This window comes from Mycobacterium tilburgii, from assembly GCF_902168065.1.
GTDB classification, from domain to species: Bacteria; Actinomycetota; Actinomycetes; order Mycobacteriales; family Mycobacteriaceae; genus Mycobacterium; species Mycobacterium tilburgii.
This window is the reverse complement of sequence record NZ_LR655702.1, coordinates 1-20,064: the sequence shown is the minus strand read 5'-3', so window position 1 is coordinate 20,064 and position 20,064 is coordinate 1. Positions and strand designations below refer to the sequence as shown.

The following is a 20,064-nucleotide window of genomic DNA, read 5'->3' as shown; positions in this document are numbered from 1 at the left end:
GCGGCAGGATAAGGCTGTGCGAGTCGCCGTCGTCGCCGGCCCGGATCCCGGGCACTCGTTTCCCGCGATCGCACTGTGCCTGCGGTTCCGCGACGCGGGGGATGAGCCCACCCTGTTCACCGGCGAGGAGTGGATATCCGCTGCTCGCGAGGCCGGTATTGCGGCACTCTCGCTCGACGGCCTGGTGGCCACCGACGAAGACCTGGACGCCGGCGCCCGCATGCACCGGCGGGCGGCGCGGATGGCCGTGCTCAACCTGCCGGCCCTGCGGGAGCTGCAACCCGACCTGGTGGTTTCCGACGCGATCACCGCGGGTGGCGGGATGGCGGCCGAGTTGCTGGGCATCCCGTGGATCGAGCTCAACCCCCATCCGCTGTATCTGCCGTCGAAAGGGCTGCCACCGATCGGCAGCGGGCTCGCACCGGGTACCGGTATCCGCGGCCGGCTCCGCGATGCCACGATGCGCGCACTGACGGCGCGGTCGTGGCGGGCCGGGCTGCGGCAGCGGGAGCTGGCGCGTGCGGAGATCGGCCTGCCGGCCCGCGATGCCGGGCCGTTGCGCCGCCTGATCGCCACCCTGCCGGCGCTGGAGGTTCCTCGCCCGGACTGGCCGCAGGAGGCCGTCGTGGTGGGGCCGCTGCACTTCGAGCCGACTGACAACATCCTCGAGGTCCCCAACGGCCCGGGTCCGGTCGTGGTCGTCGCGCCGTCGACGGCGTTGATCGGGACCGAAGGTCTCGCCGAAGTCGCGCTGGCGTGCTTGACGCCGGGGCAGGCGTTGCCCGCCGGGTCGCGGCTGCTGGTGTCGCGCCTGGGTGGGGCGGAGCTGACTGTGCCCGCCTGGGCGGCGGTGGGGCTGGGGCGCCAGGACGACTTGCTGGCGCACGCCGACGTGGTGATCTGTGGCGGCGGCCACGGCATGGTCGCCAAGACGCTGCTGGCCGGCGTGCCGCTGGTGGTGGTGCCCGGCGGCGGGGATCAATGGGAGATCGCCAACCGGGGGTCGCGGCAGGGCAGCGCGCGGCTGGTTCGGCCGCTGAACGCCGACGCGCTGGTGGCCGCCGTGCTGGACGTGCTGTGCTCGTCGCGGTACTGGGAGGCGGCACGCGCCGCTGCGGCCGGCATCCATCGCGTGGCCGACCCTGTGCGCGTCTGCCATCAAGCGCTGGCCCTGGCGGGCTGACCCGGCCCAGTATGTTGGCTGATGTGCGTCTGACGGAGTTCAACGAGCGGGTGGTGCTGCGGTTCGGCGCCGCATACGGCGCATCGGTGCTGGTGGATCACGTGCTGGCGGGCTTTGGCGGCCGGACCGCCGCGCAGGCGATCGAGGACGGCATCGACCCACGCGATGTCTGGCGGGCGCTGTGCGTCGACTTCGACGTGCCCCGTGACCAGTGGTGAGACCGCCAGCTCAGCGGCGGGCGGGCGCCCCGGAACACGCAGTCGGCGTAGATCGACCGCCCCGGCAACCGATAGAACAGGCAGCAGCTGCCGCGCCGGAAGCCCAGATGCGCGCCGGTTCCCGACAGCACGCCGGTGTCCAGCAGCGTGGCCTTGACCTGCAGGATCGGGCCGCGCAGGTCGGGCTGTGCCGAGAGCAGCGCTCGCGCGGCCCCGACGCGGCGTTGCCGGCCAGCAGGGCCGGGGCCAGCTTGACCCCCAGCCCGGCCGCGAACGGCTGCATGTGGTGCTGCACCACGGTGCGGTACAACACCTGCACCGCGGCCCCCGGGATGCCCGAGACGGGCTCTCCGATGGGTTCGGGCAGTCGCAGCTGTGCCCCGTCGGCAGCGCGTTCGAGGTTTTGCAGGTCCGGGATGACGTGGTGGACTACGGCGCAGGCGAGCACCGGTGACCACAGCCGGCTGGTGTGGCCCAGATGCACCAGCGAGGCGCCGATGTGCAGACGCTGGTGCGGTAGCCGCGGGCGGTGGCGTCGATCAGAGCGGCGAAGCCATCGGCGTAGTCCCGGCGGACCGGACGCCAGCCGGTCCCGGCGCCGCCCACTTGTAACGCGAAAAACCCTTTGTAGGAAGATATTTGGGCAAGATCGCCCGAGATGTCCATGCGTGTGCGACCGCTCTCCCCGGGGAGATCCGCCCCGGTGTCTGGTGAGGAGGCGGCGACGGTGAGTGTCTGACTCTCGGGTCACGATGTGCCCGATCACAGTGGCGGTACCGCACCGGTTTCCTCAATGCTCACGAATGCTGACGCGGGCCCGCGGCGCCTTTTCGGTAGCCGGTGTTGCCAGACGGCGCGGCGTGTTGAACTTGAATCGCGGCGTGTTGAACTTGAATCGAACAGGTGTTCGGCTACTGTGAGGAGCGCTGAAGCGGAATTGTCGGACCCCGCGCCTAGTGTCACGGCCAACCGACCGAAACCGGTCATCGAACACACTGCTATAGAGAGGCACCATGACGTATAGAGAGGCACCATGACGCAAGCCCCCGACCGCGAGAAGGCTCTCGAACTGGCGATGGCCCAGATCGAAAAGAGCTACGGCAAAGGCTCGGTGATGCGTCTCGGCGACGAGATGCGACAGCCGATCTCGGTCATTCCGACCGGATCCATTGCACTGGACGTGGCCCTGGGCATCGGCGGCCTGCCGCGCGGTCGGGTCGTGGAGATCTACGGCCCGGAGTCCTCGGGTAAGACGACCGTCGCCCTGCATGCGGTGGCCAACGCACAGGCGGCCGGCGGTGTCGCGTCGTTCATCGACGCCGAGCACGCTCTGGACCCGGACTACGCCAAGAAGCTCGGCGTCGACACCGATTCGCTGCTGGTCAGCCAGCCGGACACCGGCGAGCAGGCCCTCGAGATCGCCGACATGCTGATTCGTTCCGGCGCGCTGGACATTCTGGTCATCGACTCGGTGGCCGCACTGGTGCCCCGGGCCGAGCTCGAGGGCGAGATGGGTGACAGCCACGTCGGCCTGCAGGCCCGGCTGATGAGCCAGGCGCTGCGTAAAATGACTGGCGCGCTGAACAATTCAGGAACCACGGCGATCTTCATCAACCAGCTTCGCGAGAAGATCGGGGTGATGTTCGGCAGCCCGGAAACCACCACCGGTGGAAAGGCTTTGAAGTTCTACGCGTCGGTGCGCATGGACGTGCGCCGGATCGAGACGCTCAAGGACGGCACTAACGCGGTCGGTAACCGCACCCGGGTCAAGGTCGTCAAGAACAAGGTGTCGCCGCCGTTCAAGCAGGCCGAGTTCGACATCCTCTACGGCCGGGGCATCAGCCGTGAAGGCTCGCTGATCGACATGGGTGTGGACCAGGGCTTCATCCGCAAGTCCGGTTCCTGGTTCACCTACGAGGGCGAGCAACTCGGCCAGGGCAAGGAGAATGTCCGTAACTTCCTGATGGAGAACGCCGACATCGCCAACGAGATCGAGAAGAAGATCAAGGAGAAGCTCGGCATTGGCGCGGTGGTGACCGATGATGACGTCCTGCCAGCCCCTGTCGACTTCTGAGCCTGCCTGCGATGAGCAGGCGCGGGCGCTGTGCCTACGCCTGCTCACCGCGAGGTCGCGTACCCGGGCCGAGTTGTCCGGCCAGCTCGCCAAGCGCGGATACCCCGGTGACGTCAGCGCGCGCGTGCTCGACCGGTTGGCCGCCGTCGGGTTGGTGGATGACAGCGACTTCGCCGAGCAGTGGGTGCGGTCGCGGTATTCCAGGGCGGGAAAAAGCAAGCGCGCGTTGGCTGCCGAACTGCACACCAAAGGCGTCGGCCAGGAGGTCATCGCCGCGGCGCTGGCCGGCATCGACGGTACCGCCGAGGGGGAGCGGGCCGAAGAACTGGTTCGGGCCAAGCTGCGCCGCGAGACGCTGAGCGGCGACAGCAAAGACGAGGCGCGGATCATTCGCCGACTGGTGGGCCTGCTGGCGCGACGAGGCTACGACCAGAACCTGGCCGGCGAGGTCGTCCTTGCCGAGCTCGCCGCCGAACGGGAACGCCGCCGGGTCTGACGGGGTCTAGCTGCGGGTTAATCCGCCGGGACCGGGTCGCCGTACCATGGCCCAGTGACTTCCACAGTGGCGCCCGACGCTGCGAGCCTGGCCGGGCCCGCGACGGGATCGGTGCGTACCTATCAGGTTCGCACTTACGGCTGCCAGATGAACGTGCACGACTCCGAGCGGTTGGCGGGCTTGCTCGAGGCCGCGGGCTACCGGCGCGCCGCCGACGGAGCCGACGCCGACGTGGTGGTCTTCAACACGTGCGCGGTGCGCGAAAACGCCGACAACAAGCTGTACGGGAACCTCAGCCACTTGGCGCCGCGCAAGCGCAGCAACCCCGACATGCAAATCGTGGTCGGCGGCTGTCTGGCGCAAAAGGACCGAGACGCGCTGCTGCGCAAGGCGCCCTGGGTTGACGTCGTCTTCGGCACGCACAACATCGGGTCGCTGCCCACGCTGCTGGCCCGCGCCAGGCACAACCGGTCCGCGCAGGTGGAAATAGTCGAGGCGTTGCAGGAATTCCCGTCGTCACTGCCTAGAGCCCGCGAATCCGCTTACGCCGCTTGGGTTTCCATCTCGGTCGGCTGCAACAACAGTTGCACGTTCTGCATCGTCCCGTCGTTGCGGGGCAAGGAGGTCGACCGCAGCCCGGCGGACATCATCGCGGAGGTGAGCTCGCTGGTGGACGACGGGGTGCTGGAAGTCACGCTGCTGGGCCACAACGTCAACGCCTACGGCGTCTCGTTCGCCGACCCCGCGCTGCCCCGCAACCGCGGCGCCTTCGCCGAATTGCTGAGGGCCTGCGGCCGCGTCGACGGGCTGGAACGCGTCCGGTTCACCTCACCGCACCCGGCCGAATTCACCGACGACGTCATCGAGGCGATGGCGCAGACACCGAATGTGTGCCCGGCCCTGCACATGCCGCTGCAGTCGGGTTCCGACCGGATGCTGCGCGCGATGCGGCGGTCCTACCGCGCCGAGCGCTACCTCGGCATCATCGACCGGGTTCGCGCGGCGATGCCGCACGCGGCCATCACCACCGACCTGATCGTCGGATTCCCCGGCGAGACGGAAGAGGACTTCGCGGCCACCCTCGACGTGGTGCGCCAGGCGCGGTTCGTCGCGGCATTCACCTTCCAGTACTCGAAACGGCCCGGCACGCCCGCCGCTGAACTCGACGGTAGGATACCCAAAGCCGTTGTGCAGGAACGGTACGAGCGACTGATCGAGCTGCAGGAGCAGATCTCGCTGGAGGGCAACCGCGAACTGGTAGGGCGGACCGTCGAATTGCTGGTCACCACCGGGGAAGGACGCAAAGACACGCTCACCGCACGCATGACGGGCCGGGCGCGCGACGGCCGGCTGGTGCACTTCGCCGCCGACCCGTCGGTGCGGCCCGGCGACGTCATCACCACGACGATCACCGACTCCGCGCCGCACCACCTGATCGCCGACGCAGGCATCTCAAGCCACCGCCGGACCAAGGCCGGTGACGCACACGCCGCCGGGCAGCGCCCGCGCAGTATCGGCCTGGGCATGCCCGGTGTCGGGCCAGCCGCCGCACCAGTAGAACCCATGGGGTGTTCCCGATGACAAACCATCACACCGACTTTGACGCACTCCGCGCCGAGATCGAGGCCGCGGAACGCCGCGTCGCCCGCGAAATCGCCCCGGGCCCAAGGGCATTGGTCGTCGCTATCCTGGTGTTCATACTGCTGGGGTCCTTCATCCTGCCGCACACCGGCTCGGTGCGAGGCTGGGACGTGCTGTTCGGCAGCCACGGCGCCGGGGCGGCCGCGCTGTCGCTGCCGTCGAAGGTGTTTTGCTGGCTCACACTGGTTTTCGGTGTCGGCTTCTCGATGCTGGCGTTGCTGACCCGACGCTGGGCGCTGGCCTGGATCGCGCTCGCCGGCTCGTCGCTGGCCAGCGGGGTCGGACTGCTGGCGGTGTGGTCGCGCCAGACCGTCGCCACCGGTCACCCCGGACCCGGGGTGGGGTTGTTCGTGGCGTGGATCGCCGTCATCCTGCTGACGTTCCACTGGGCCCGCGTGGTGTGGTCGCGCACCGTCGTGCAATTCGCGGCCGAGCAGGAGCGCCGCCGGATCATCACCGAGCAGCAGTTCAGTACCCTGCTGGACACCCTCGGCGACCCGGGAGCTCCGGGGAACCCGGCGCAGGCGCCGGATCAACCGAACACCCGCTAGAACTCGCGGGTCAAGGCCTCTGCGGCCGCCTGCGCCCACTGCCGCCATTGTTCGGCGTTGGCCTGAGCCTCCTGCGCCTCCTTGGTGCGGCCGGCCGCGGCCGCCTTGCGGGCCTGCTGCTCGTAGTGCTCGGCGCGGGCGGCGAACTGTTCGGCCCGGGCCTGCGCCTCGGGATCCGACCAGTTCGCATCGCCGGCGTCGCGCACCCTTTTCTCGATCGCGCGCAGCCGTCGCTCCAGCTCGGTGGACCGCTCCCGGGGCACCTTGCCGATCGCGTCCCACTTGTCGGCGATCGCCCGCAGCACGGCCCGGGCGGCCTTGTGATTGCTGGTGTCGATCTTTTCGGCCTCGGCCAGCAGCGCCTCCTTGGCGGCGGCGTTGGCTTGCAACTCGGCGTCCTTCTCCGCGGTCGCGGCGTTACGGGCGCTGAAGAACGCGTCCTGGGCCGCCTTGAAGCGCCGCCACAGCGCGTCGTCGACCTCGCGGCTAGCCCGCCCCGCCACCTTCCACTCGGTCAGCAGCTTGCGGAATTCGGCACTAGTGCCGGCCCAGTCCGTCGAGTCCGCCATCTCCTCGGCGCGCTCGCAGAGCCGTTCCTTGGCCTGCCAGACCTCGGCGCGCTCGCGATCCAGCTCGGCGAAATGGGATCCACGCCGCCGGTTGAACGCTTCCCGGGCGGCCGAGTAGCGTTTCCACAGCGCGTCGTCGACCTTGCGGTCCAGTTCGGTGATCGTCTTCCACTCGTCGAGGATTTCGCGCAGCCGGTCGCCGGCGACCTTCCACTGCGTCGAGTTGGCCGCCAGATCCTCGGCCTCGGCGGCCAGCGCCTCCTTGCGGGCGGTCTGCGCGGCGCGATGCTCCTCGCGCCGGGTGCGCTCGGTCGCGACCGTAGCCTCGGCACGCTCCACCAGGGTGGCCAGCCGGGCGGCGAGGGCGTCGATGTCGCCCAGCACCGAGGCGGTCGGCAACGTTTCGGCCAGCGCCGCAGCGTTGGCCTTGATCTTGCGGGCATCACCACTGCCGGAGGCCAGGCGCTCCTCCATCAGCGTGACCTCGGTGTTCAGGTCGTCGAACCTACGGCCGAAATGGGCAAACGCCACCTCGGCGTCACCGGCCTGCCAGGAGCCGACGACGCGTTCGCCGGCTGAGGTGATCAGCCAGACGGTGCCGTCGTCGTCGACGCGGCCGAACCGGTGCGGATCGCTGGTCGGGGGGAGCACCACGGCGTGCATGCCGGGTCGCGGCGTGGGCCCCGGGCCGGGACGAGGACCCGGACGCGGACCGGGCCGGGGCGTGGGCTTGGGAGCATCGCTGGCGCGGGGCTCGTCGGTCATGCGCTCGTCACCTAACCCTTCGCGCGGTCGTTGTCTCGCGCACCTGCCGCGCGAAGCGGCACCAATACGGCCAGGAACGCTGCTGCGGGTCTGTTCGTCGAGAGCTGCTCCGTCACCGATTCCATCAGTATTCAAGCAGCTTGGCGGTCCGAGCGCCGCAACCTTATGATCGCCGCTCGGGTAGCAACCCGCGAAACGGTAGGAAGACCCGGCCGGTTGACCCCACATCGGCCCCGACTTCGGAGACAACCCCTATGCACAACGTGGACGTTGCCGCTCTGCTCGCGTCGCGGTCGGCGACGCTCTTCAGCAACGCGCGACGCACCGGCTCACCCAGCCCACGCTCAGTGGCCCGCAGCTCGTCGTGAGGTTGGCACGCGACCGGCGCTGGCGGGTCGGCGTTTTGATCCTGGTCGTCAGCATCGTGTTGCAGGCCGCCGCGCTGAACCATGGTTCGGTGCTGCTGGTGCAGGCGGTTGCTGGTTCTTTCGCTGCTGTTCGCGCTGCCGATCGGCGCACGGTTGGCCCAGCGTTCGGTGAGCGGCCGGGAGTGGATCTGGGCCGTCGTGCTCACCGCCGCGGTGACCGTGATCGTCACGGTCGGCAAACTGCAGGCCGGTCACGCGTACGCGTCGGCGACAATGTGGGCACTGGTGGCGGCGGTGTTGGGGCCGCTGCTGGCGGCTTCGGTCGTGGCCGCCCGCATCATGGGTGGCACGGCGGCCGCGGTGCTGTACGCCTTCGTCTCGAGTTCGCTGTGGGGGTCTTGGCGGTGCTCACCAAGGGCGTCGTGCATCGGCTGACCGACGGCGGCTGGGCGCTGTTGGCCAGCACTGAGCTGTACGCGTAGCTGGCGGTCGCGCTCGGGGATTCCTGTGGGAGCAGTCGGCGTTCCGGGCCGGCGCTTTGACGGCGTCCATGCCTACGCTACAGGTATCCCAGCCGGTCGTGGCGGCTTTGCTGGGTGTCGTCGTCCTCGGCGAGACGCTGAACACCGGCCGAGGCGGGATGTTCGCGTTGATCTTGGCGGCGCTAGTGGTGGCCGGTGGCGACCGCCGAGCTCGCCCGCGTCGACGCCATCGCGACCGGCCAGCGCGTCGTGGCACCCGGCGACACTGTCGCCCAACCCGCCTAGCGAGTGGGTCACAGTTCGGTTCCACCGTTGCTGAGGCCGTATTGCGTCGCCGCGTCCGACGGTACCGTTACCGAGACGGATGGTGCGGCTGGAGGTGCCTGGAGGGGGACCGGCAGGGGCATAATCGACGACGACGGGGTCGGTGCCAGGAAGCGCTCAGGGGGAGTCTTCTGTGACACCATCGAACGCGGTTCGACGGTCCTCTCGGATGTCGCACCAACCGGCCATAGCCGCAACATAGATTGTACATGGTTCGTGAACTACGTATTGCGCAGGGCCGTTTCAGACAGTAGTGCGGGGTCGTCGCTGCGCACCACCGCGGGAGGCCGCCAAGACGGGTGACAATTGCCCGGCGAAGGTCATGGCCGATGTGTTGTGCCGGGGAGGGATCGCAGATGAACAAGACGGATGTCGCGGTTCTCCTTGCCCTGCTTGCCGCGTTTGCGTCGGCGCTGGGCAATGTCGTGCGTCAGCGCTCCGCGCAGGAGATCACCGACAAACAGGTGGGCCATCTGGAGCTGTTCAAGATGTCGGTACGTCACGCCAAATGGTGGCTGGGTGCGGGAGGCGCCATCGCGAACTACGCGCTGCAGGCCGCCGCTTTGACGCTGGGTTCGGTGATGCTGGTCACCGCACTTCAGGTGACCGCGTTGCTGTTCGCGCTGCCGATCTATGCGCGTATGACGCGGCGGCCGGTCAGCCGCTGGGAGTGGACCTGGGCGCTGCTGCTGGCCGCCGCACTGGCGGTGGTGGTCACCGTCGGCGACCCGGATGCCGGCGCCTCGCGCGGCTCCTGGGAGACGTGGTTGGTGGTGACTCTGGTCATGGGCCCGGCCATGGTGTTCTGCGTGGTGGGCGCCCGGATCTGGTCCGGCCCGCTGTCCGCGGTGCTGTTGGCCATCGTCGCGGGCTCGTCGCTGGCGCTGTTCGCGGTGCTCACCAAGGCGGTCGTCGAGGTCGTCCGGGACGGCGTCGGCGCGTTGCTGACGGCGCCCGAGTTCTACGCGTGGATCGCCGCCGCGCTGGCCGGGATGATCTTCCAGCAGTCCTCGTTCCGGGCCGGCTCGCTGATCGCGTCGCTGCCGACCTCCGTCGTCGCCAAGCCGGTGGTCGGCTCGATCCTCGGCGTGGCCGTGCTCGGTGAGTACCTGGACTGCAACGGCCCGGCCAAGCTGGTGCTGGCCGCCGGCGTGGTGGTGGTCGTGGTCGCGACCGTCGCGCTGGCCCGCGGCGAGGCCGTTACCATGTCCAGCAAGGCCGCGGAGAAGCTGGCCAAAAAGGCGCTGCGGAAATCCACGGAGTTGCGGCTCGCCGAGGCGGAGTGCCGCTGCCCGCTGTCGTTGAGGGTGCCGCCGGCCGAGCAGGCCCCGTGGGTCGGCTCGCCGCGGATCGGCCGTCGGTTAGTTTGATGGCGTGTTGAGCACCATTGCGATCGTCCCCTGCCCTCCGGTGTTGGTCCCCGAGCTCTCCGGCGCGGCGGCCGCCGAAATCGCCGACCTGACCACTGCGGCGCTGACCGCCGCGGCCCTGCTGCCGCCGCGGTGGATCGTCATCGGGACGGGCAGTGCGGACGGCGTGGTGGGACCCGACGGCGTCGGTACCTTCGCCGGGTACGGGGCCGACGTCCGGGTCCGGCTGGCACCCGCTGAGCCGATCGAGCCGACAGAGCCGCTTGTGGACCTCCCGCTGTGCGCGCTGATCGTGGGCTGGCTGCGCGGCCAGGCCCGGCCGGAAGCCAGCGCCGAGGTCCGCATCCACCGCACCGATCACGACTCCCGGACCGCGGTGCAGCTCGGACACCGGCTGCGCACCGAGATCGACCAACTGCCCGGCCCGGTCGGCGTGCTGGTCGCCGCGGACGGTGCGAACACCCTGACGCCGAGCGCGCCCGGTGGCTATGACGCCGGCAGCGTCGCCGTGCAGCGCGCCCTGGACGACGCGCTGGCCAACGGGGATACGGCCGCGCTGACCCGGCAGCCGGCCGGAATCCTCGGCCGCGTCGCGTTTACGGTGCTGGCCGGGCTGGCCGAGCCCGGCCCGCGGTCGGCCAAGGAGCTCTATCGCGGAGCGCCCTACGGCGTGGGGTACTTCGCGGGGGCCTGGCAGCTCTGAGGTGGCCGTGCGACCACTGGCGATCGTCGGCCCCACCGGAACCGGCAAGTCGCAGCTGGCCCTCGACGTCGCCGAGCGACTCGGCGGCCAGGGCGGCGCCGAAATCGTCAACGCCGATGCCATGCAGCTCTACCGCGGCATGGACATCGGCACCGCGAAGCTTCCCGTCGACGAGCGTCGCGGCATCCCGCACCACCAGCTCGACGTCCTGCACGTCACCCAGACCGCGACCGTCGCGCGTTATCAGCGGGCCGCCGTGACGGACATCGAGCAGATCGCGGCCCGCGGCGCGGTGCCGATCATCGTGGGCGGGTCGATGCTCTATGTGCAATCGTTGCTCGACGACTGGTCGTTCGCAGCAACCGATTCCGCGGTGCGGGCGCGCTGGGAGCATCGGCTCGCCGAGGTCGGAGTGGGCGCGCTGCACGCCGAGCTGGCCCGCCGCGACCCGGCCGCGGCCGCGGCCATCCTGCCCACCGACGGCCGCCGCACCGTCCGGGCCCTGGAAGTGGTCGAGCTGACCGGTCAGCCGTTCGCCGCGTCAGCGCCACATATCGGCACGCCGCGCTGGGGCACTGTGATCATCGGATTAGACTGCGACACAACGATTCTCGATGATAGACTGGTGCAACGTACCGACACCATGTTCGCCCGCGGTCTGGTCGACGAGGTGCGCGCGTTGACGGCCGAGGGTCTGCGCAACGGGGTCACCGCCTCGCGCGCACTCGGCTACGCGCAGGTGCTGGCCGCGTTCGACGCGACGGACCCCGACGCGTTGGGAAACGCGCGGGAGCTGACCCACATCGGCACCCGGCGCTACGTGCGCCGGCAGCGATCGTGGTTTCGCCGCGATCACCGGGTGCACTGGATCGACGTCGGCGCGGAGACCGAATCCGACCGCGCCCGGGTCGTCGCGGACACTTTGCGGGCGTGGCGGCACGTACCCTGAACAGGTGATCCAACCATGATCTTCGGTAAAGGGCACGGCACTCAGAACGACTTCGTGCTGCTGCCCGACGTCGACGCCGCGTTGCCGCTCACGCCGCAGCGGGTGGCCGCGCTGTGCGACCGCCTCCGGGGGCTGGGCGCCGACGGGGTGCTGCGGGTCACCACCGCGTCCGCCGCCGTGGCGGTCGGCGTGCTCGACCGGCTGCCCGACGGTGTCGCCGCGGGCGACTGGTACATGGACTACCGCAATGCCGACGGTTCGTTCGCGCAGATGTGCGGCAACGGGGTTCGAGTGTTCGCACACTACCTGCGCGCCAGCGGCATGGAATCCCGCGACGAGTTCGTCGTCGGCTCGATGGCGGGACCGCGGACGGTGACTCTGCACCACGCGGACGCCACCAACGCCGATGTCACCGTCGACATGGGCAAGGCGAACCGGCTGGGCAGCGGCGAGGCGGTGGTGGGGGGCAGGCGGTTGCGCGGACTGGCGATCGACGTCGGCAACCCCCACCTGGCGTGCGTCGATCCGCAGCTTGACGGCGACAGGCTGGCCGCTCTGGACGTCGCCGCGCCGGTGCACTTCGATCGTGCGCAGTTCCCGGACGGCGTCAATGTCGAGGTGCTGACCGCGGCCGTGGAAGGCGTGGTGCAGATGCGGGTCCACGAACGCGGCGTGGGTGAAACCCGGTCCTGCGGAACGGGAACGGTCGCAGCGGCGGTGGCCGCACTCGCCGACGCCGGGGCCGACACCGGGACGTTGACCGTCCGCGTCCCCGGCGGTGACGTGGTGGTCACCATCACCGGCGCGACCAGCTATCTGCGCGGGCCCTCAGTGTTGGTGGCGCATGGCGAAGTGAGCGAGCAGTGGTGGGACGCCCAATAATTTGGATGCACGCCACGGATCTGGCGTGCACTATGTGCTAATTGCCTATGACACATCCAGCAATACCGGAGCACCGTCCGCAGGTTGACCAACCGGAACCCAGTCTCGGTGAACTCGCTCTCGAAGACCGGTCGGCACTGCGCCGCGTCGCCGGGCTTTCGACCGAACTCGCCGATGTCTCCGAGGTCGAATATCGCCAGCTGCGTCTGGAGCGCGTCGTGTTGGTCGGCGTGTGGACCGAGGGCAGCGCGGCCGACAACCAGGCCAGCCTGGCCGAGCTCGCCGCGCTGGCTGAAACCGCCGGCTCCCAGGTGTTGGAAGGCCTGATCCAGCGCCGTGACAAGCCCGACCCGTCGACCTACATCGGCTCGGGCAAGGCGCAGGAGCTGCGCGAGGTGGTCGTGGCTACCGGCGCCGACACCGTCATCTGCGACGGCGAGCTGTCCCCGGCGCAGCTGACCGCGCTGGAAAAGGCCGTTAAGGTGAAGGTCATCGACCGCACCGCGCTGATTCTGGACATCTTCGCCCAGCACGCCACCAGCCGTGAGGGCAAGGCGCAGGTGTCCCTGGCGCAGATGGAGTACATGCTGCCGCGGCTGCGCGGGTGGGGTGAGTCGATGTCCCGGCAGGCCGGGGGTCGCGCCGGCGGCAGCGGCGGCGTGGGTCTGCGCGGTCCCGGCGAGACGAAGATCGAGACCGACCGGCGCCGCATCCGCGAGCGGATGTCCAAGCTGCGCCGCGAGATCAAGGACATGAAGCAGGCCCGCGACACCCAGCGCAGTCGGCGGCTGCACAGCGACATGCCGTCCATCGCGATCGTCGGCTACACCAACGCCGGCAAGTCCAGCGTGATCAACGCGCTTACCGGGGCCGGGGTGCTGGTGCAGGACGCGCTGTTCGCCACGTTGGAGCCCACCACGCGGCGCGCCGAGTTTGAGGACGGCCGGCCGTTCGTGCTCACCGACACGGTGGGATTCGTGCGGCATCTGCCCACCCAGCTGGTCGAGGCGTTCCGGTCGACGCTGGAGGAGGTCGTCGACGCCGACCTGCTGGTGCACGTCGTGGACGGCTCCGACGTCAACCCGGCGGCCCAGATTAGCGCGGTGCGCCAGGTGATTTCCGAAGTCATCACCGACCATAAGGGCGATCCGCCGCCCGAGCTGTTGGTGGTGAACAAGGTCGACGCGGCCAGCGGTCTGACCCTGGCCCAGCTTCGGCACGGGTTGCCCGGCGCGGTCTTCGTGTCTGCGAGCACCGGGGAGGGCATCGACGCGTTGCGCCGGCGGATGGCCGAACTCGCCGCCCCCGCCGACACCGCTGTCGACGTCGTCATTCCCTATGACCGCGGCGACCTGGTCTCCCGCGTGCACGCTGACGGTCGCGTGCAGCAGGCCGAACACAATCCGGAGGGGACGCGGATCAAGGCCCGGGTGCCGGTCGCACTGGCCGCGAGCCTGCAGCAATACGCCGCGGACTAGCCTGGCCGCGGGCCACGCTGCTCGTCGTCGAACGCGGCATGGAAGGCTTCGAGCGCGGACGGCATCTGGACGAGATCGGTCTGGATGCACAGGACACGGCCGAGCTGTCCTTCACCGACGTGCACGTTCCGGTCGAGAACCTGCTTGGCGAGAAGGGCAAGGGCTTCATCTACACTGATGCAGAACCTGCCCCAGGAGCGCATCTCGATTGCCGTCATGGCGGCCGCGGCGATGGAGCAGGTGCTGACTCAGACCCTGCAATACACCAAGGAGCGCAAGGCCTTTGGCAAGCCGATCGGCAGCTTCCAGAACAGCCGTTTCGTGCTGGCCGAGCTGGCGACCGAGGCCACCGTGGTGCGGATCATGGTCGACGAGTTCCTCCGCCTGCATCTGGACAAGAAGCTGACGGCCGAGCAGGCGGCGATGGCCAAGTGGTATTCCACCGAAAAGCAGGTGCACCTGATCGACCGGTGCTTGCAGCTGCATGGAGGTTACGGCTACATGCGCGAATACCCGGTCGCGCGTTCCTATCTCGACGCCCGGGTCCAGACCATCTACGGCGGCACCACCGAAATCATGAAAGAAATCATCGGACGCGGTCTCGGCGCATAGCCGCGGATCGGCTTCTTGGCGGTAAACCAATTTTGCTGTCATGCAAGACCCGAGACCCAAGGGTGGTGACACGAAATGTGCATAAGTCGTCGGCTTACCCGCTGTTGGCGTGGGTGTACGGCAAAATAATCGGTGCCCATGAATTGCTTCTGCGCGCGAGTCCAGAGTCGGCGAACTGCTGGGTTTGCGCGCGGTCAGCGCATGGACGGCCGGTCGCGACACGGTCGTCCGCCCGCATCATTTCGACATCGAAGCGGTATCCGTTTGCGTAATATTCGCGAATTGCCTTCGTATTTCTTGTTCGCTAGAGCAAAGTTGTGCGAGCCCGGCGATAATACGAATCCTGGTGTGGTTCGTGACCCGCGTTCGGGCTATGCCTGCGCGCCAGGCACGGCCATGCGTAGCGGCATATCCGCCGGCTGGGAGGCTTGGTGAACGGAGGAAGAGGTCAATTGCGCAGGCTCGCCGGGCGGGTGCTGATCAGCGTGGCGACCACAGCGTTGGCCGTCGTGCTGCTCGCACCTACCGCCGCGGCGTCTCCGATCGGCGACGCCGAAGCCGCCATCATGGCCGCGTGGGACAAGGCCGGTGGCTACACCTCACCTCTTGGCGCCCGTAAAGGCGATGTCTATCCCGTCGCCGACGGCTTCGCCTGCGATTTCGACGGCGGCAAGATGTTTTTCACCACGGCGACGGGCGCAAGGTTCGTTTACGGGCCGATCCTAGAGAAATACGACATACTGGGCGGTCCGGCCGGCAGCGATCTGGGTTTCCCGACCATCAATGAAGTGCCCGGACTGGCCGGGCCGGACAGCCGCGTGATGACGTTCTCGGCCAGCGACAAGCCGGTGATCTTCTGGACGCCGGATCACGGCGCGTTCGTCGTGCGCGGCGCCCTGAACGCCGCGTGGGACAAGCTCGGCAGCTCCGGCGGTGTGCTGGGCCCGCCGGTCGGCGACGAAACCTATGACGGCGAAGTGTCCTCGCAAAAGTTCGCCGCCGGGCAGATCTCGTGGAACCGTAAAACCAAGGAATTCACCACTGAGCCAGCGGGATTGGCCGACCAGTTGAAGGGCCTGCAGGTGGCGATCGATCCCACCGCTGCCATCAACATGGCCTGGCGTGCGGCCGGCGGCGTCAACGGTCCGCTGGGCGCCAAGCAGGGCGGGCAATACCCGATCGGCGGTGATGGGATCGCACAGAACTTCGCTAGCGGCAAGGTGTTCTTCACCCCGGCGACCGGTGCGAACGCCGTCGAGAGCAACATCCTGGCGAAGTACGAGGCGGTCGGCGGCCCGGTCAACAGCGACCTCGGTTTCCCGATCGCCAACGAATCCGACGGTGGCCTCGGGACTAACAGCCGCATCGTCGCGTTCTCCGCGGCCGACAAGCCGGTGATCTTCTGGACGTCGGACCACGGCGCGTTCGTCGTGCGCGGCGCGATGAAGGCCGCGTGGGACAAGCTGCGCGGCCCGGTCGGAAAGCTGGGCGCGCCGGTCGCCGACCAGACCGTCGACGGCGACGTGATCTCACAGAAGTTCACCGGCGGCAAGATCTCCTGGAACCGCGCGAAGAACACGTTCTCCACCGACCCGGCCAACCTGGCTCCGCTGCTGTCGGGTCTGCAGGTGTCCGGCCAGAACCAGCCGAGCAGCTCGGCGGCGGCACCGCACGCCAAGAACTGGTACACGTTCAACTGGTGGTATCTGCTGGCGCTGGTTCCGCTGCTGGTCTTGGTGCTGTTGGTGGCGTTCGTCGCACTGCGGTGGCGCCGCAACCGCGCCGAGCGCAAGAGCGCTCCCTACGGTGTGGATGGTGACGCCGACGTCGGTGGTTACGACGACTCGGGCGAGCCGCGCTGGGCGTCCGACTACGAATACGGTCCCGAGTACACCGACGCCACGACCGAGCACCTGCCGTACGCCGACCCGCACACGACGGGCGGCCCCGGCGGTGACGGTGCGCCACGGGTGCGGTGGCCGCACTCACCCGAAACGGCCGAACTGGACGAGAACGGTGTGCTCACGGCCGACTACGACGATCGTGCGCCGGCCGAGCGCGAGGATGAGTGGACACGGTCGGAGGCTGACGAACGGGACTCCGACACGGTGGACACCGACTCCTTTCTCAAGGTGTCCGCGCAGGCTCTCGACGACGACGGTTATGACGAGGTCGGTGATGAGGTACCGGAGGTGCCGGCGGAGGCCTATCCGGACGACACGGGCACCGAGTATCTCGACGTGGCCGACCCGGATGCCCTGGATGTCATTGTCGAGACCGGCTATCCGGAGGTCGCCGACGAGGACGCCTATCCGGAACCGAGCTATCCTGTCGGCGAGGAGGAGCCCGAACCCGAGTATCCCGACGTCGCGGTGCCGCACACGTCTCCGGCTGTCGACGGAACCGGCGGCGCCGCTGGGGCCGCTGAAGCCCCGCCGACGGGTACCGCGGCGCCCAGAAGCGGGCGGCACGCGGCCGCCGACGATGACGACGACCTCGCACACGCCCTGGGGCCGGCCGGGCGGCCCACCATCCACATGCCGCTCGACGATCCGTACCAAATTCCCGACGGTTACCCGATTAAGGCCAGCACCCGCTTCGGCCTGTACTACACGCCCGACAGCGACCTCTACCGCGACACTCCCGCCGAGATTTGGCTGTCCAGCGAGGAGGCCGCGCTGGTCAACGGCTTCACGAAAGCCCAGTGAGCCTACACCTTGCGGATGACGGTGACGACCTTGCCGAGCACGGTCGCGTCGTTGCCAGGAATGGGATCGAGGGCGGGATTGTGCGGCAATAGCCACACCTGACCGTTGGCCCGCTTGAACGTCTTGACGGTGGCTTCACCATCGAGCATAGCGGCGACGATGTCACCGTTGTCGGCGACATTCTGCTGCCGCACCACCACCCAGTCGCCGTCGCAGATCGCGGCCTCGATCATCGAGTCGCCGACCACCTTGAGCAGAAACAGCGTGCCCTCGCCGACCAACTCGCGGGGGAGGGGGAACACGTTTTCGACCGTCTCTTGGGCCAGGATCGGTCCACCGGCCGCGATGCGTCCGAGCATGGGGACGAACGTGGGCTCCGGCAGCGCGTCGGAGCCGGCGACCTCGGTGACCGGCGCGGCCGCCGCGCCGTCGTCGGCGCCGCGCACATCGACTGCGCGCGGGCGGTTCGGGTCGCGACGCAGGTAGCCCTTGCCTTCGAGGGTGCGCAGCTGATGCGTCACCGATGAGGTCGAGGTCAGGCCGACGGCATCGCCGATCTCCCTAATGCTCGGCGGATATCCGCGGCTGGTCACCGATTCCCGGATGACGTTCAGGATGGTGCGCTGCCGCTGGGTAAGCGACGAATCCACGGGATGCAACCGGTCGGCGGCGCCGACGGCGGCGAGGTCGTTACTGTCGCTCATGGGACAAATGTAGCCGCCCCCGGTCGAGAATCAAACATGTGTTCGACTGGCGTGTCGGGGTGTCCCCGGGCCGCCGGGAACAATGCGCGCCACGTCGCGAATAACAATGGTGTAACTCTTGAACCGGATCGGGTATTTGAGGCTCATGTCAGACGTAGCGGCCAGCCGAACTTGTCGGTGGCATGCTCTAGCGTTTTTACTCGTACGACACGCTTCGCTCAAATGTTCGTATTTCGAACGCACAAGCGATAGTGTCGAACACACGAGCGAGGACTTAGTCCACCGGAGGACGCACATGACGCTCATGCACACAGTCACACCGCGCACCAGCGGCGTTCGGCGCCCCGTCGACGCCACCTGGGCGCACGACCCTGCTACGACCAGGAACGCACGCTGCGGTCCTGCCGGTCCGCGCCGTCGCGGCCAGCCGGCACGCCGATCCGCTACCGCGGCACGGGGTCGCGATGTCGGCGGCGCCGCATCGGCGGCGGCCGGTCACCGTCAAGACGACACTGGCCCTGGCGCTGATGGCGGGGATCATCACGCTCTGGCTGGGCCTGATGGCGAACCTCGGGCAGATCGCCAATCGGGAACCCGCCGGCACCGCCGCTGCGGTGCCGGACCGGCTGTCGGTGGTGCAGGTCGAGCCCGGCGAGTCGCTGCAGGACGTCGCGCACCGGGTGGTGGCGGCCGCCTCCGCCCGCCAGGTCGCCGACCGCATCCGGGAACTGAACAACCTCAACTCCCCGGCGCTGGCCGCGGGCCACGCTGGTCGCGCCCGTCGGCTGACGGCGGCTCGTGACACTTGGCGAAAGCTGCTGTACGCCAGGGTTGTTCGGCTCTCGGGACGGTGCGCGTCTGCATCCCGCGGCTGCGTTGGCCGGGCGCGGGAGTGCACGGGTACGCTCGGAGCGTTCTCCGAGATGTCGGCACAACGAAGGAGCGGCGGCCGTGCACTGTCCGTTCTGCCGCCATCCCGACTCGCGAGTGATCGATTCGCGCGAAACCGATGAAGGCCAAGCTATTCGGCGCCGCCGGTCCTGCCCGGAGTGCGGTCGCCGGTTCACCACGGTGGAAACCGCCGTCCTGGCCGTGGTCAAGCGCAGCGGCGTGACCGAGCCGTTCAGCCGCGAAAAGGTCGTCCGGGGGGTCCGCCGCGCCTGTCAGGGCCGCCAGGTGGACGAGGACGCGCTGAACCTGCTGGCCCAGCAGGTGGAGGACGCGGTACGCGCCGCGGGCTCACCCGAGGTTCCCAGCCACGAGGTCGGGCTGGCGATTCTGGGGCCGCTGCGCGACCTGGACGAGGTGGCCTACCTGCGGTTCGCGTCGGTCTACCGGTCGTTTTCTTCGGCCGAGGATTTCGAACGGGAGATCGCCTCGCTGCGCCAGCACCGTAAGGTATCGACGTGGGGCTGACGCATGCCCGACCTGCATCCGGACCTCGAGGCGCTCGCGCCGTTGCTGGGTACCTGGGCCGGCCGCGGAGTGGGCGAATACCCGACGATCCGGCCGTTCGAATACCTCGAAGAGGTGGTGTTCTCCCACGTGGGCAAGCCGTTTCTGGCCTACGCACAAAAGACGAAAGCGGTCGCCGACGGCGTGCCGCTGCACGCCGAGGCCGGTTACCTCCGGGTGCCCGAACCCGGTCACCTCGAGCTGGTGCTGGTCCACCCCAGCGGCGTCACCGAGATCGAGATCAGTTCCTACCGGGTCACCGGTGGGGTCATCGACATCGAGCTGGCCACCACGTCGATGGGGCTGACCCCGACCGCCAAAGAGGTTTCCGCGCTTGGGCGTTCCTTCCGCATCGACGGCGACGGACTGTCGTACTCGGTGCGGATGGGTGCGGTCGGTCAGCCCCTGCAGCATCATCTGGCGGCGGTGCTGCAGCGGCAGCGCTGAGTGGCTTCCTACAGGGGGTCACGCCGTCGGTGACGACCCGCCCCCCCGACACCCACCCCTCGGAGCTCCACGCCGTTTCCAGTAT

Annotated in this window: 16 protein-coding genes and 4 pseudogenes; 17 read left to right on the top strand and 3 right to left on the bottom strand. The window is 68.8% G+C overall.

Annotated elements, in window-relative coordinates; all coding sequences use genetic code 11:
• Positions 1-16 precede the first annotated feature (16 nt).
• Both FQ389_RS07755 and FQ389_RS07750 read left to right on the top strand, forming a co-directional pair.
• Positions 17-1,183, top strand: coding sequence for a glycosyltransferase (locus FQ389_RS07755; protein WP_144206628.1), 1,167 nt, complete (start codon positions 17-19; stop codon positions 1,181-1,183).
• Between the two features lie 23 nt (positions 1,184-1,206).
• Positions 1,207-1,401 (top strand): DUF3046 domain-containing protein, encoded by a 195-nt coding sequence (locus tag FQ389_RS07750; protein ID WP_407662805.1) that lies wholly within the window; start codon positions 1,207-1,209, stop codon positions 1,399-1,401.
• A 35-nt stretch (positions 1,402-1,436) separates the two neighbouring features.
• On the opposite strand, the pseudogene FQ389_RS07745 reads toward FQ389_RS07750, so the two are convergent.
• Positions 1,437-2,067 (bottom strand): annotated as a pseudogene (locus FQ389_RS07745) ((2Fe-2S)-binding protein); the annotation flags it as partial.
• Between the two features lie 367 nt (positions 2,068-2,434).
• Between FQ389_RS07745 and recA the strand changes: the two are divergent.
• Genes recA through FQ389_RS07725 form a run of 4 tightly spaced genes read left to right on the top strand, consistent with a single transcriptional unit; the run spans position 2,435 to position 6,163 of the window.
• A complete protein-coding gene (gene recA / locus FQ389_RS07740) occupies positions 2,435-3,475 on the top strand; it encodes a recombinase RecA (RefSeq protein ID WP_144206624.1) in 1,041 nt (346 codons plus the stop codon).
• Complete coding sequence (recX, locus tag FQ389_RS07735; RefSeq protein WP_144206622.1) at positions 3,441-3,971, top strand: recombination regulator RecX; 531 nt, start codon at positions 3,441-3,443, stop codon at positions 3,969-3,971. The genes recA and recX overlap by 35 nt, the downstream gene beginning before the upstream one ends.
• Positions 3,972-4,025: 54 nt before the next feature.
• A complete protein-coding gene (gene miaB / locus FQ389_RS07730) occupies positions 4,026-5,552 on the top strand; it encodes a tRNA (N6-isopentenyl adenosine(37)-C2)-methylthiotransferase MiaB (RefSeq protein ID WP_144206620.1) in 1,527 nt (508 codons plus the stop codon).
• A complete protein-coding gene (locus tag FQ389_RS07725) occupies positions 5,549-6,163 on the top strand; it encodes an Rv2732c family membrane protein (protein ID WP_144206618.1) in 615 nt (204 codons plus the stop codon). Before miaB ends, FQ389_RS07725 begins: the two co-directional genes overlap by 4 nt.
• Here FQ389_RS07725 and FQ389_RS07720 read toward each other — a convergent pair.
• On the bottom strand, positions 6,160-7,497 hold the full coding sequence (locus FQ389_RS07720) for a DUF349 domain-containing protein (protein ID WP_144206616.1): 1,338 nt from the start codon (positions 7,495-7,497) through the stop codon (positions 6,160-6,162). The two genes, FQ389_RS07725 and FQ389_RS07720, sit on opposite strands and share 4 nt — an antisense overlap.
• Positions 7,498-7,723: 226 nt before the next feature.
• Between FQ389_RS07720 and FQ389_RS07715 the strand changes: the two are divergent.
• The 8 genes and pseudogenes from FQ389_RS07715 (at position 7,724) to FQ389_RS07680 (ending at position 17,373) form a co-directional block, all read left to right on the top strand.
• Positions 7,724-8,632 (top strand): annotated as a pseudogene (locus FQ389_RS07715) (DMT family transporter).
• 395 nt (positions 8,633-9,027) lie between these two features.
• The gene (locus tag FQ389_RS07710; protein WP_144206614.1) at positions 9,028-10,041 is read left to right on the top strand and encodes a DMT family transporter; all 1,014 of its coding nucleotides are present in this window, start codon (positions 9,028-9,030) and stop codon (positions 10,039-10,041) included.
• Positions 10,042-10,045: 4 nt separating this feature from the next.
• Complete coding sequence (locus tag FQ389_RS07705) at positions 10,046-10,744, top strand: class III extradiol ring-cleavage dioxygenase family protein (protein WP_144206612.1); 699 nt, start codon at positions 10,046-10,048, stop codon at positions 10,742-10,744.
• Positions 10,745-10,751: 7 nt separating this feature from the next.
• Positions 10,752-11,693: a tRNA (adenosine(37)-N6)-dimethylallyltransferase MiaA gene (gene miaA / locus FQ389_RS07700; RefSeq protein WP_144206668.1), complete on the top strand. Its 942-nt coding sequence runs from the start codon at positions 10,752-10,754 to the stop codon at positions 11,691-11,693.
• Between the two features lie 15 nt (positions 11,694-11,708).
• The gene (gene dapF, locus FQ389_RS07695; protein WP_144206610.1) at positions 11,709-12,575 is read left to right on the top strand and encodes a diaminopimelate epimerase; all 867 of its coding nucleotides are present in this window, start codon (positions 11,709-11,711) and stop codon (positions 12,573-12,575) included.
• 47 nt (positions 12,576-12,622) lie between these two features.
• Complete coding sequence (hflX, locus tag FQ389_RS07690) at positions 12,623-14,053, top strand: GTPase HflX (RefSeq protein WP_144206608.1); 1,431 nt, start codon at positions 12,623-12,625, stop codon at positions 14,051-14,053.
• Between the two features lie 14 nt (positions 14,054-14,067).
• A pseudogene (locus tag FQ389_RS07685) lies at positions 14,068-14,665 on the top strand (acyl-CoA dehydrogenase family protein); the annotation flags it as partial.
• 431 nt (positions 14,666-15,096) lie between these two features.
• On the top strand, positions 15,097-17,373 hold the full coding sequence (locus tag FQ389_RS07680; protein ID WP_407662804.1) for an LGFP repeat-containing protein: 2,277 nt from the start codon (positions 15,097-15,099) through the stop codon (positions 17,371-17,373).
• Positions 17,374-17,375: 2 nt separating this feature from the next.
• Here FQ389_RS07680 and lexA read toward each other — a convergent pair whose 3' ends face one another.
• Positions 17,376-18,077 carry a transcriptional repressor LexA gene (gene lexA / locus FQ389_RS07675; RefSeq protein WP_144206604.1) on the bottom strand — a complete coding sequence of 234 codons (702 nt, stop codon included), beginning with the start codon at positions 18,075-18,077 and terminating at the stop codon, positions 17,376-17,378.
• A 295-nt stretch (positions 18,078-18,372) separates the two neighbouring features.
• On the opposite strand from lexA, the pseudogene FQ389_RS07670 reads away from it, so the two are divergent.
• The 3 genes and pseudogenes from FQ389_RS07670 to FQ389_RS07660 all read left to right on the top strand — a co-directional run bounded on the left by FQ389_RS07670 (position 18,373) and on the right by FQ389_RS07660 (position 19,979).
• A pseudogene (locus FQ389_RS07670) lies at positions 18,373-18,866 on the top strand (LysM peptidoglycan-binding domain-containing protein).
• A gap of 162 nt (positions 18,867-19,028) precedes the next feature.
• On the top strand, positions 19,029-19,493 hold the full coding sequence (gene nrdR, locus FQ389_RS07665; RefSeq protein ID WP_144206601.1) for a transcriptional regulator NrdR: 465 nt from the start codon (positions 19,029-19,031) through the stop codon (positions 19,491-19,493).
• Positions 19,494-19,496: 3 nt separating this feature from the next.
• A complete protein-coding gene (locus FQ389_RS07660) occupies positions 19,497-19,979 on the top strand; it encodes a peroxynitrite isomerase (RefSeq protein ID WP_144206599.1) in 483 nt (160 codons plus the stop codon).
• The last annotated feature ends 85 nt before the right edge of the window (positions 19,980-20,064 follow it).